This window comes from Pseudoduganella sp. RAF53_2 (assembly GCF_052113985.1).
Lineage (GTDB): Bacteria > Pseudomonadota > Gammaproteobacteria > Burkholderiales > Burkholderiaceae_D > Rugamonas.
Genome location: NZ_JBFRDW010000112.1, coordinates 1 through 11,824 on the forward strand (window position 1 = coordinate 1; position 11,824 = coordinate 11,824).

The window sequence follows — 11,824 nt, forward strand, 5'->3', positions numbered from 1 at the left end:
GAAGTCGATGCTTATCGGGCCCAGGGGGCTCGCGTCTCTGAAATCACCAAGCTGGCCTTTGATAATGGCGGCAGCAAGGAACAGATGGCATCGCTCTTCCACTTGTCCGTGATTTATGCACGCGACTTGCACAACTGCACCCATATCTTTATCGAAGTCAATCCGCGTCACCGCCGCTTCTATGAGCACATGCTCGGCTTCAAGCGCCTCGGTGAACTGAAGTCCAATCCGCGTGTCAACGCGCCCGCCTACCTGCTGGTGGTGGACCTGGCTTTTGTGACGGAGCAGATCGAGAAAATGGGGGGCAAGGGCTTGGCGATGTCGAATACCGAGCGCTCCTTCTATCCACTGTTCTACTCGCCGCGTGAAGAGCGCGGTATCATCAACCGTCTGAAAAACATCCAATAAAAGGGGATTCATGGCGGCGGCCTTCTCATTCTCGTATGACCAGGCTTTCTCACGTAACATCGGCTGGGTAACTCCGTCGGAACAGGCGCAGCTGAAAGGCAAGCGCGTTGCCATCGCCGGCGTCGGCGGGGTCGGGGGCGTTTATCTGCTGACCCTGGCGCGCCTGGGCGTTACGCAATTCCATATCGCCGATTTCGATTCGTTCGATATCGCCAACCTGAACCGCCAGGCGGCGGCCTTCATGTCGACCATGGGCATGCCCAAGGCCGACGTGGCTTCGCGCATGGCCAAGGACATTAATCCGGAAATGGATGTGAAGGTGTTCGGCAAGGGCGTCGACGCGTCGAACATGGCCGAGTTCCTGGATGGCGTGGACCTGTACATCGACGGCCTGGATTTCTTTGCCTTCGAGGCGCGCCAGCAAATCTTTGCCATGTGCGCCGCGCGCGGCATTCCCGCCACGACAGTAGCGCCGCTGGGCATGAGCGCGGCCTGCCTGAACTTCCTGCCGGGTGGGATGACCTTCGAAGAATACTTCGGCTGGGGCGATCGGCCCGAGCTGGAAAAAGCGCTTCGCTTCATGGTCGGCCTGGCGCCGGCCGGCTTGCATCGCCCCTATCTGGTGTGGCCGGAAGCGGTCAATCTGAAGGAGCGGCGCGGGCCGTCCACCATCATGTCGGTGCAATTGTGCGCCGGCGTGGCGGGCGTGCAGGCGCTGAAGATCCTGCTGGGCCGCGGCGAAGTGATTGCCGCACCGCGCGGCTTCCAGTATGACGCCTACCGCGACAAGCTGGTCCATACCTGGCGTCCCGGCGGCCACCGCAATCCGCTGACGCAGCTGGCGCTGGCCGTCGGCAAGCGCATCTTCGCCAAGGCCCTGCTCGAGAAAAAATGACCACCATCGATTCCATCCTCGACCTCGCGCGCTGGGCGCCCAGCGGCGACAATGTCCAGTCCTGGCAGTTCGAAGTGGCAGGCCCGGATCATGTGATCGTGCACGGCCATGACACGCGCCACGACACCGTCTACGACCTCGACGGCCACCCCAGCCAGATCGCCTTTGGCGCGCTGCTGGAAACCATGTCCATTGCCGCTTCCGCTCACGGTCTGCGCGCCGATATCACTCGCCGCGCGTTGCCGCCCACGGAAGATGCGCGGCCCATTTTCGACGTGCGCTTTGTGCCGGATGCCGCCGTGCGTCCGTCGCCCCTGCTGGGCGCCATCGAAAAACGCAGCGTGCAGCGCCGCCCCATGAGCACCACTCCGTTGACGGCTGAACAGAAACAGGCTTTGGCCGATGCCGTTGGCTCGGACTTTACCCTGCGCTGGCTGGAATCCTTTAACGAACGCATGGCTGCCGCCAAGCTGATGTACGCGAATGCGCGCCTGCGCCTGACCATGCCGGAAGCGTATGAGGTGCACCGCCGTATCATCGACTGGGGTAAGACCCATAGCGAAGACAAGGTGCCCGATCAGGCCCTGGGCGTGGACAACGCCACGCTCAAGCTGATGAAGTGGGCCATGGTGAGCTGGCAGCGCCTGTCGAAAATGAACGCGCTGATGGGCACCTGGGCGCCGCGCATGCAGATGGATTTGATGCCGGGCCTGTCGTGTGCCGCCCACGTCTCAATCGAAGCTGYGCACGAACCGAAAACGATTGACGATTATGTCGCTGCGGGCCGCGCCGTGCAGCGCTTCTGGCTGACGCTGACCGCACAGGGCTGGTTCATGCAGCCCGAGCTGACGCCCCTGATTTTCACGCGCTATGCCTCCAACAACACGCCGTTCACGGCCGTGGACAAGCTGCGCGCGGATGCGCGCGCTCTGCAGGCGCGCACCCGGGAGCTGTTCTTCAAAGGACCGGGCTTCCCCGTCTTCATCGCGCGGGTGGGCGCCGGACCGGCGCCTGCCGCACGCTCGCTGCGCAAACCGCTGGCAGCGCTGATGTACAAGCCTTAAGGCGCCGCGCCCAAAGCTTCACACACCATGCCGCCCATGCGGAAGTGGCGGATCAGGTCCGCCAGATCCTGCTTGTGCCACTCGGGCAGGTTGCGTTTCATTTCCGCCAGTTTGGCCACCAAGGCCGGATCGTCGCCACGGCGCACGGGGCTCTTCAGTGCCAGCATGAAGGGCAAGCCGAAGGTCTTGTGCAGGTTGGCGCGCCCCGCCAGTGGACGCACCGCTGCTTCGAAATCGCCGGGATAGAAAGCTGCGTGCAGCGAGTTCACGTAATCGATGGTGAACAGTTCCGGCTGGCGGTCCGCATACTGATAGCCGAAATACTCGATGCTGCGGCGYGCTTTCAGGTGGCCGAAGTCCGCCATGTAGACACCGCCGCCCGGCTTCAGGATACGCGCCACTTCAGCGTAGGTCTGGCCCAGCATCTGGGTGGTCGGCAAGTGGTGCAAGGCCATGGTGGACATCACGGCATCGATGGAGGCATCGCCGAACATGCTCAGATTGGTAATGTCGCCTTCGCGGAACGTCACGTTTTTCAAACCCTGGCGCTCGACCAGTTCACGTGCGCGTTCCAGCATCGGCGGCGACATGTCGACGCCGATGAAATTGATGTCGGGATTCAGGCGGGCTACCAGGCCCAGCTGGTTGGCGGGACCGCAAGCCAGGTCCACCACGGTGTCGCCAGGTTTGATCACTTCGCAGATATTCGCGCCGTGGAAGAGATAAACCGGCGCCATCACGGCGTGCTCGCGGCCTGCTTCAACATAGGCTGCCACGTTTTCCGGGTTGTCCATCACCAGGTCCGGCTCCGGCACGCGCGGGCTGCGCTCGCGGGTCAGCATTTCCCTCAGAACGGTTTGCATTAATGCAGCAGTCGGCATATGGCCCCCTTAGTTTTTGATAGCCAATTGCACTTGGAATAGTGCAATGTCGATAATTCTTACAGTACTTGCTTATTGGATCAGTGCTGCCGCGTTGAATTCCTGCTAAGTCCTTGTTTTATAAAGGATGAGGATAGTCTGGCACAGGCCTTGCTTAGTATGCACCGTAGTCGGCGAGACCGGCGGCTCAAGCAGACGCAGTTTAACTGGGCTGGTTTGCAGGAGCAACAGAAAGAAAGCAGCGTCTGGCTAACAAAGTGTTGATATAAATTTCTGGAGAACATAATGCAAACAATCGCAAACCGCCTCTGCAAACTGGCCGCCGGCGCACTGCTGTCGCTGGGCGCAGCTAGCGCCATGGCCGCGCCGTCGTTCCAGGTTAATCCAAATGCCCTGGGCCTGACCCCAACCGCGGGCGTTGGCGCGACCTTCACCGCCGACTTCATGAACGGTACTTCGTCCACCCGTATCACCCAGGACGGCGTGAACCCGCTCAAATACAGCGCTGACGGCTACATCCAGTTCACCGCCTTCACCAACACTGGCGGTGGCGGCGCCATCTCCGGTGTGACCACCGGTGTGGGCCTGGACTACGGTCTGTACGCTACCTTCCACCAGGAATTCCTGTGCCCTGGCCTGCTGGGCCCAGGCGTCACCTGCGGCGCAACTGCCATCACCCTGAGCCTGTACGCTGACCCATGGCTGGCATTCGGTGCGCAGGACAACGTCTTCACCTCAGCAACCCTGGGTGCTGGTACCAACGTGGCCGACACCTCCGGCAACGACATCAACCTGGCTAACGTGAACGTCATCGTTAATGGCCTGGCTGGTATCGATGCACTGGGCGGCGCTTTCGAAAACCTGAACAGCAACTTTGTCCTGACTGCACAGGGCAAACAATACTTCTTCGATCCGGACCCGTTCTACGCTCTGGCCTTCAGCGCCTTTAACAACACCTCGCAAGGCGTGGCTTGCAACACCGCTGGCTGCGTGGGCGCAACTGTTGTGGCTGTGAACTCCGAAGTTGGTGGTACCGACTTCAACCGTATCCCTGAACCAGGCAGCCTGGCGCTGCTGGGCCTGGGCATGCTGGCTCTGCCGTTCGCACGCCGCCGCAAACAATAATAGGGTACTACCCTTGAAAACCGCCGTGGCAATCACGGCGGTTTTTTTTCGTCCGGATTTTGCTGAGTCAGGCCTGCTGGCGCCGCGCGTTATGCCGCTCCAGGTTGCCGTTGAGCTGTGTGATGATTTCGGACGCGGCCTGCACGATCTGGCCTGAGCTGAAGCCAGCCCTTGCCATCTCCTTGTAGAAGGACTTGGCCAGCATGCGCGCCACCTGATCCGGGTTCTGGTAGGCTATACGCGATTTGCCGCGCAATTCCTCCTGCACCGCCTGTTGCGCGAAGCGCGAATCGAGAATGCTTTGCAGCTGCTGCACCTGCACCGACTTACCCACATAGAGCGAGATCATATCGAGCAGATGCATGTCGGCACGGTCGAAGCAGCCCTTGGCGCTGTCGCAGCTGGTGTTCAGCATGCCGACGATCTTGGCGCCGATGCGAATCGGCGCCAGCATCAGGCTGTGGCGGCCGCTGTCCGCGTGGCGCGCCATGGCGGCGAACTGGGAATGCGTGATGTCTTCCACCAGCAGGGAGCGGCCGGTCGCCAGCACGTGGCCGGCGATGCCTTCGCCGCGGCCGACCGAAGCCTGCCAGGCCGCCGGCGGCAAAGGACCGTAATGGGCACACACCGTCATGCGCGGTGCGTCGCCGTCGCCATCGTTGAGCAGCATGATGGAGCAGGTCTCGGCGCCCACCAGATGGGCCGTCATTGCGGCTTGCTGGTCAAGGTCATCCTGCAGCTTGCCTTCGGCAAGGAACTGCGACAAGTCCTGCAATCGGATCAGAGTGTCTTGGCTCATGCGGCGCTCCCGGAAATGGCTCATCCCATTCTACTTCCACCAGCCCTACGCAGTTTGTTCGCTTTCCTTGGGTGGCGATAAAAACGCTTTGTGGAAGAGGTGGCGTGCCAGCCGTAGCGGCGGCATGCGCAGCCAGTTGCCGCGTACATACAACAGGAAGCGCGCCAGACGCGACAAGCTGTCGTCGCAGCTCGCGTGATCCGGCAGCAGGGCGCGGCGGAACAGGGCATCCATGAGCGGGCGCAGCGGCAAAGGCGGACTATCGCGCAGCGCCTGCAGCACGGATGGCGGCACCTGCGTTCCCAGCAGCTCCTGCGTATAGCGCAAGCCGTAGTACAGATAGCGCCCCAGTTGCATTTCCTGCGCGCGCGCAGGCAAGCTTTCCCAGAAGCCGGGCTGGCTGCCGAAATGCGTCAGCAGGCAGTGCAGGTCGTAGAGATCGCGCAGGCCCTTGTCGAACTCGCCGTCGGCGAACAAGTGGGTTGCGCTGTGCAGCACCATGTCGGCTGGCGACAGCAAATGGAATTCAGGATGTTCCGCCACGGGCTGCGTTGCCGCCAGCAGCTTGCCCGAATCGGGATGGCGCGCGGCAGTACGCGGCAGCAGGGCGTGGTGGACGTCGATCACCGTGCCACGCTGCACATTGCGCAGCGGTGGCAGTTCGTGCATCCATTCGCGGTAGTAGCGCTGATCGTATTCGTTATGGTGGGTGGTGACCCAGCCATACATCAGCAGCGCGGCTTCCACTTCGGCCAGGCGCGCTTCGGGAACCAGGATGTCGATGTCGGAGAACAGCCGCCCGTGCGCCGGCGGCAGACCGGCCGTGGCGTAGGCGCCGCCTTTCAGCAGCACGACGGGCAGGCCCAGCTGCTGCAAGGCTTTCTGGATCAGGCGCACTTCCCAGTGCACCGCCTGGCCGTGACGCACGGCTACCGCATGTGCCCACTGAAGCTGCTCGCGTGCCTCGGCGGGAGCATTGGCCAGCACACCGGCCTGCTCGAACAGATAGTGCAGGGTGGCCAGCACATTGGCGCTGTCGGCCTGGCGCAGCAGCAGGTCCCATTGGGCCGCGCTGAAGTTGCCCGCCGCAGACGGCGTGCGCAGCGCTTGCACCAGCAGGGGAAACGGTGGACGGCCTGCCATCAGCTGCGCAGTGGGAGCTGGGACATCAGCTCAAGTGCCTCGTCCAGCTTGCTGTAGCGGAAGCGGTAGCCCTGCACCTGGTCGATCAAGCGGCCGAGGGCTTGGAAACCGCGTGCGCCCAGCACGCTGTAGTTGAAGGAATTGCCCGCCAGTTCCATGAAGGTCGTGCCCGGACTCACTTCTTCCAGCGTGATCGGCGCGTCGGCTGCGTACTGCGGGAAAATCACCCAGGCGGGCAGGGCGGTTTCCTGACCGCGCGCCACACTGTCGGCGGGTGCGCGCATATGGGCCACTGTGCCCTTGGTGGTGTCGGCGACCGGTGGACTCAGCACGGCATCCGGCAGGTAGCGGCGGATGATATTGATCGACTGGTTCTTCAGGCTCACCGGCCGCACATAGGGCAATACCAGGCCGTCGTCCAGGCCCACCAGCGTCAGTTCATCGGACAACAGGCGCCAGCCGCCGCRGCCGCACAGGGCAGCCGTCAGCGTGCTTTTTCCGGAACCGGGCGGAGCGGGCATGATGAGGGCGCGGCCGTTACGTTCCAGCACGGCGGCATGCACGATCAGATAGCTGTGGGCGCGGGTCGACACGCACCAGTTGAGCCCCCATTCGAACATGGCCAGCGCTTGCTGTAACGGCAGAGGTTCAAACGCCTTGCGGCCATCATAGGCCAGTTCAACTTGCGGACGGTACCAGCGCCGCATGGACTTGGGCCGCGCCAGTTCGAGATGGAAATTGGCGAAGGCATCGTCGGGCAATAGGGGGTAGTCGGCGTACAACAGGGCGATGCCGTCGGCCAGCGTGTCGATCCTGGTTTGCACGCGCGTGGTGAAGCGGCCGGTACGCAGGCGCAAGCCATCGCCGGCCAGGCGGGCGCCCAGCTCGTCTCTGCTCAGGGAGGAAATGGTCAGCATGCTTCCACCAGCTTCAGCCGTTCCAGCTGGTCCAGCATATCCTGGACTTCGGCATCAGCCAGTTCGTCTGCCTCGACGTCGCCGTCGCGCAAGGCCTGCAAAAGCGCAAGGGCGCCAGCATCCAGCAAGTGGGTGGCGCCCGAGATATCGTTGTAAATCACCGTCTCTTCGCCCCAGGCCCGGTGCAGCAAGTTCTGTCCGGGCACGAGGCGCCAGCCTAATGTCATGTCATCGTCTGCTTCAAATAGTTAACGATGTCAGCGGCATACCATTTCACGCCGGCGATCGGCGTGTAGTAGCCGTGGTCGCGCCATTCGGACCAGATCTTCTGCAGTGCGGCCGTGGATTGGAAGCTGGTCCAGCCTTTGAGCGTATTCAGATAGGCAGCCATCAAGTGACGGCCAAGGCCACTGTTATCGTTGTCGAATTGCTGCGGGTCCAGAATCACCGCCGCTCTGATAGTGCTGTAGTTCGGCAGCGTAGATGGGAAATAAGTGGTGAAGTAACTATTCTGCTTGTCGCAAGGGCGTGGCCACGTCTGGGCATTCTTCCAATAGCCAGGGCTGACGCCGCTGCAAGTGACAGCTTGCGTGCTGTGGGTGCTGCGCAGAGCGCCGGACATGAACCCGGACGCGGTGGTGCAAACTGCTGCCGTGCCAGTCGCCATGGCGGAATGGCTGTGCAGGGTGAGCATGACGCCGGTTGYCGCTCCGGCGCGCGTAAAGCGGCGGCGGGCTGCACCCTTCGGCGACAGTTGGGTGTCGTCCCCAGGCTGTTGTTGGTTGGCCACGTCGTTATCCTTAGTCGTAGGCGGGAAGCCGGACTTCCCTCATTTTTGCTTACAAGTTAAGCAATTTCCGTTCCAAACGCCCCGACGCTTATGCTTTCTATTGAAAATCAAGGACTTGGGAGGCAATGGACCACACTGTCCAGCTCCTCCACCGCTAGCTGAGTCGGGAATGTAAGAATTCCCGACACCCATCATACCGCGAGTTACTTAGAAGAAGCTTTCCGGAATTACCAGGATGTCGCCTGGACGCATCGGAACGTTGGCAGAAATGTCGCCATCCTTGATCAGATCGTTCAGGCGTACGGTAAACTGCTGCTGTTTGCCGTCCACATTGCGGATGATCGAAGCCTTGTTACCTGCTGCGAACTCAGTAACACCGCCGACGGCAATCAGTACATCCATCAGAGACATATCGCTGCGATAAGGCAGCGACTGTGGCTTGGCTGCCTGGCCGATCACGCGGATCTGTTCGCCATACGTGCCAACGAAGCCGGTCACGATCACGGTGACCACCGGCTGCTGGATGTACTTCGACAGCGCTTTCTCGATATCGCGTGCCAACTGGGTGGACGTCTTGCCCGCCGCCTGCAGGTCTTCGACCAGCGGGGTGGTGATCTTGCCATCCGGACGTACCGGCACGGTGTTCGACACTTCCGGATTGCGCCACACGTTCACATTCACGCTATCGCCAGGACCGATCAGGTAGTCATCGGTTGGCGTTGGGCCTGCGTTGGCCGGCGCACCGGCGCGGTTGCTGGCACAGCCGCCGATGGCCAGGGCCGCCAGCAGCAGGGCGGAGCCCGCCAGGATTCGGATCAGTTTGTTTTGCAGAGTATTCACGACATTCTCCAGTTGTTTTGTTCCCGGCCTGGGCCTTTTTGCGTTACTGCACGGAAATTTTAATTAATTTTCTTTTTAGCATGCTTATTTTATACCACGGGGCTTTACGGCAACCCGATTATTTTTTGGGGGCAGCTTGCTGCAACAGTTCCTTCACGTAAGAGACGGGAATCGCGTAGCTGATGCCGCTGGGCGCGCTGATGGCGCTTTCCTTCAGGCCTTTCAGCAGGGTCATGTTGATGACGCCGACCACGTGGCCGTTCTCGGGATCGAACACCGGGCTGCCACTGTTGCCAGGGTAGGCCGTGCCGTCCAGCTGGTAGATCGAGAAGGGCTTGCCGCGCCGGATCTCGGCAATGGCGCGCGCCTGCAGGCTGCGTCCGCTGACCGTCGGCAGCACGATGGGCGTGACGGCCGACAGCATGGCGCGGTGCGTGACGGGGGTCAGGCCAAGCATCATGCCCAGCGGGTAGCCGGTAAAGGCGAGATCGCGTCCTTCTTCGAGGCGCTCGCTGCTCAGCTGCAGCGCGGGCAGCGGCGTACCGCTAAGGCGCAGGTGCAGCAGGTCGTGTTCCTTGTCGATGGCGGCAATGGTGGCGGGGCGGAATTGCAGGTTGTCGCCGGTGCCGGTCACGATGCCCAGGGTTTCCATGCCGTCCGTGTCCATCTCTTCAGGCAGGGCGTGGGCATTGGTGATCACACTCAGGCCGTCGCCGACGATGAAGCCGGTGGCGGTAAAAGCAATGGCCGGGCTGCGGGTGCGCAGCATGGTGCCGATGCCAACGACCGAGGGCTTGACGGCCGTGATCGTGCGCGACAGTTCTGCGCCGTTACTTGCAAAAGGCAAGGTGACGCAAGCAACCAACAGTAAGCGGCGAAAAAGGTTCATGAAATGGGTCCTTGTGGGTTTTTCCTGACATTTATAGTGCTTGCTGGAAATCAATTTAGATTACTTCGTGTCAGCGAGGCGCAACGGCAATAAATTAACTGCTACACCTAGGTATTTCTGCTGTATGATAGTGAGAAGATGTAATTTAAGCAATATTAGAAGCGGGTTCGGCGAGAGTTTCGCCGGCGCTTGCGTGAAGGGGTGGTGAAAGATGACTGAACTGTTGGCCCTGCTTTTAACGTTCCTAAAAGCAATCGGAAAATATCGCTGGTATGCAGTGATCATTACATGGGTTGTCGCGATCATCGGCTGGATCGTGGTCTATCAGTTACCCAATGACTACCAGGCTTCGGCCCGTGTGTACGTCGACACGCAAAGCATCCTGAAACCGCTGATGTCGGGCATGACCACCATGCCTAACGTCGACCAGCAAGTGATGTTCATGCGCCGCACCCTGATCAGCCGTCCGAACGTCGAGCGCGTGCTGCGCATGGTCGACCTGGACATCAAGGCGCGCACGGTCAAGGAACACGAGAAGCAGGTTGACGAGCTGATGTCCCAGATCAAAATGACGGGCACCGAGCGCGACGACATTTACACCATCTCTTACAACAACGCCAATCCGAAGCTGGGCAAGGATGTGGTGCAGTCCCTGCTGACCATCTTCGTGGAAGGCTCCTTCGGCGGCAAGAAGCAGGACTCCGAGAAAGCCGTGCAGTTCATCGACGACCAGATCAAGATGTATGAAGAACGTCTGGCGGCTGGCGAGAACTCGCTGAAAGAATTCAAGATCCGTAATCTCGGCGTACTGCCGCGCCAGGGTGGCGATTACAGCTCCAGCTTTACCGACCTGAGCGACAAGCTGAGCGCGGCCCAGCTGGAGCTGGCTGAAGCCGAGCAGGCGCGCAACGCCATCAAGCGCCAGATCTCCGGTGACGAAATGGCGCCGGTGACCGGCGCCGCGCCGGCCGAAGCGGCCAATCCGGAAATCGACGGCCGCATCGCTGCGCTGGAAAAGAACCTGGACCAGCTGCGCATGCAGTACACCGAAGAACATCCGGATATCGTCGCCGCCAAGCGCCTGATCCAGTCGCTGCAGCAGCGCAAGAAGGAAGAAGCGAAAAAGCTGGTCAAGTCGGCCGATCCTGGCGCCAGCTACAGCCCGATGCTGCAGCAAATGAATGTGGCGCTGTCGGTGGAAGAAGCGCGCGTCGCCAGCCTGAAAGCCCGCGTGGGCGAATACTCGATGCGCCTGGCCCGCCTGCGCTCGCAGAGCACCGCCGCGCCGGAAGTGGAAGCGCAGCTGGCCCAGCTGAACCGCGACTACGCGATCAACAAGGAAAACTACGAGAAGCTGGTGCAGCGCCGTGAATCGGCCAAGCTATCCGGCGACCTGAGCTCGGCCACCGACATGATGAGCTTCCGCGTGGTGGACCCGCCAACTGCGCCGGTGACGCCGATCGGCCCGAACCGCGTGCGCCTGTACTCCATCGTGTTTGTCGGTTCGCTGCTGGCCGGCCTGGGTACTGCGCTGCTGCTGAGCCAGATTCGTCCGACCTTCCTGAGCCAGAATGCGCTGCGTGAAGTGACCGGTGTAGCGATCCTGGGTAGTGTCGGCATGAACTGGACCGATCAGCAGAAGGTCATGCGCAAGCGCCGCCTGTATGCCTTTGGCGTGGCCGTGGCCGCCGTGTTTACCGCATATGGCGGTGTCCTGACCTTTACCTTGTTGCGCCAGGCCTGAGCGGCCGAAGGAGTTATCGTGAGCATTATCGAAAAAGCCGCTGGCCGTATCCCACATCCTCGCCCGGAAGACGCGCCGGCTGCCGCCGACGTCGCCGTCGCTGTGGCGCCTGCGACTGCCGTGGCCGAAGCACCGGCTGCGGCGCCCGCCGCGGCACCAGCACCGGCAGCAGCACCCGCACCGGCGCCTGCACCAGTGCAGGCAGCAGCGGCTGCGGCGGAGGACGCTGTTGCCGATGCCAACCGCCGCACCACGCGTTCGGTGGAACTGGATCTGGCGCGCATGCATGCAGCTGGCCTGGTGACGGCCGCCGGCGGCCGCACCAATAT

13 protein-coding genes and 1 pseudogene are annotated in these 11,824 nt (G+C 61.6%); 6 read left to right on the plus strand and 8 right to left on the minus strand.

Features of this window, described 5'->3' with window-relative positions; all coding sequences use genetic code 11:
* The 3 genes from AB4Z11_RS09140 to AB4Z11_RS09150 all read left to right on the plus strand — a co-directional run.
* Positions 1-408, plus strand: a 408-nt coding sequence (locus tag AB4Z11_RS09140; protein ID WP_442024621.1) for an N-acyl amino acid synthase FeeM domain-containing protein, incomplete at its 5' end; no start/stop codon positions are given.
* Between the two features lie 10 nt (positions 409-418).
* Positions 419-1,303, plus strand: a complete 885-nt coding sequence (locus AB4Z11_RS09145; protein ID WP_442024623.1) for a ThiF family adenylyltransferase — start codon at positions 419-421, stop codon at positions 1,301-1,303.
* Positions 1,300-2,367 carry a molybdopterin biosynthesis protein MoeY gene (locus tag AB4Z11_RS09150; protein ID WP_442024625.1) on the plus strand — a complete coding sequence of 356 codons (1,068 nt, stop codon included), beginning with the start codon at positions 1,300-1,302 and terminating at the stop codon, positions 2,365-2,367. The genes AB4Z11_RS09145 and AB4Z11_RS09150 overlap by 4 nt, the downstream gene beginning before the upstream one ends.
* On the opposite strand, the gene AB4Z11_RS09155 is transcribed toward AB4Z11_RS09150, so the two are convergent.
* On the minus strand, positions 2,364-3,230 hold the full coding sequence (locus AB4Z11_RS09155; protein ID WP_442024627.1) for a methyltransferase domain-containing protein: 867 nt from the start codon (positions 3,228-3,230) through the stop codon (positions 2,364-2,366). The genes AB4Z11_RS09150 and AB4Z11_RS09155 overlap by 4 nt on opposite strands.
* 303 nt (positions 3,231-3,533) lie before the next feature.
* Here AB4Z11_RS09155 and pepA point away from each other — a divergent pair, with 303 nt between their 5' ends.
* Positions 3,534-4,373 (plus strand): flocculation-associated PEP-CTERM protein PepA, encoded by an 840-nt coding sequence (pepA, locus tag AB4Z11_RS09160; RefSeq protein WP_442024629.1) that lies wholly within the window; start codon positions 3,534-3,536, stop codon positions 4,371-4,373.
* 67 nt (positions 4,374-4,440) lie between these two features.
* Here the strand turns inward: pepA and AB4Z11_RS09165 are convergent, their stop codons facing one another.
* The 7 genes from AB4Z11_RS09165 to AB4Z11_RS09195 all read right to left on the minus strand — a co-directional run bounded on the left by AB4Z11_RS09165 (position 4,441) and on the right by AB4Z11_RS09195 (position 9,751).
* Positions 4,441-5,172: a GAF domain-containing protein gene (locus tag AB4Z11_RS09165; protein ID WP_442024631.1), complete on the minus strand. Its 732-nt coding sequence runs from the start codon at positions 5,170-5,172 to the stop codon at positions 4,441-4,443.
* Positions 5,173-5,217: 45 nt separating this feature from the next.
* Positions 5,218-6,315 (minus strand): nucleotidyltransferase domain-containing protein, encoded by a 1,098-nt coding sequence (locus tag AB4Z11_RS09170; protein ID WP_442024633.1) that lies wholly within the window; start codon positions 6,313-6,315, stop codon positions 5,218-5,220.
* On the minus strand, positions 6,315-7,232 hold the full coding sequence (locus AB4Z11_RS09175; protein WP_442024635.1) for an HprK-related kinase A: 918 nt from the start codon (positions 7,230-7,232) through the stop codon (positions 6,315-6,317). Before AB4Z11_RS09175 ends, AB4Z11_RS09170 begins: the two co-directional genes overlap by 1 nt.
* Positions 7,226-7,459, minus strand: coding sequence for an HPr-rel-A system PqqD family peptide chaperone (locus tag AB4Z11_RS09180; protein ID WP_442024637.1), 234 nt, complete (start codon positions 7,457-7,459; stop codon positions 7,226-7,228). Before AB4Z11_RS09180 ends, AB4Z11_RS09175 begins: the two co-directional genes overlap by 7 nt.
* Positions 7,456-8,022, minus strand: coding sequence for a hypothetical protein (locus AB4Z11_RS09185; protein ID WP_442024639.1), 567 nt, complete (start codon positions 8,020-8,022; stop codon positions 7,456-7,458). The genes AB4Z11_RS09180 and AB4Z11_RS09185 overlap by 4 nt, the downstream gene beginning before the upstream one ends.
* Before the next feature lie 207 nt (positions 8,023-8,229).
* A complete protein-coding gene (locus AB4Z11_RS09190) occupies positions 8,230-8,853 on the minus strand; it encodes an XrtA/PEP-CTERM system exopolysaccharide export protein (protein WP_442024645.1) in 624 nt (207 codons plus the stop codon).
* 127 nt (positions 8,854-8,980) lie between these two features.
* The gene (locus tag AB4Z11_RS09195; protein ID WP_442024641.1) at positions 8,981-9,751 is read right to left on the minus strand and encodes a S1 family peptidase; all 771 of its coding nucleotides are present in this window, start codon (positions 9,749-9,751) and stop codon (positions 8,981-8,983) included.
* Positions 9,752-9,962: 211 nt separating this feature from the next.
* Here AB4Z11_RS09195 and AB4Z11_RS09200 point away from each other — a divergent pair, with 211 nt between their 5' ends.
* Positions 9,963-11,495 carry an XrtA system polysaccharide chain length determinant gene (locus AB4Z11_RS09200; RefSeq protein ID WP_442024643.1) on the plus strand — a complete coding sequence of 511 codons (1,533 nt, stop codon included), beginning with the start codon at positions 9,963-9,965 and terminating at the stop codon, positions 11,493-11,495.
* Positions 11,496-11,513: 18 nt separating this feature from the next.
* Positions 11,514-11,824 (plus strand): annotated as a pseudogene (locus AB4Z11_RS09205) (chromosome partitioning ATPase); the annotation flags it as partial.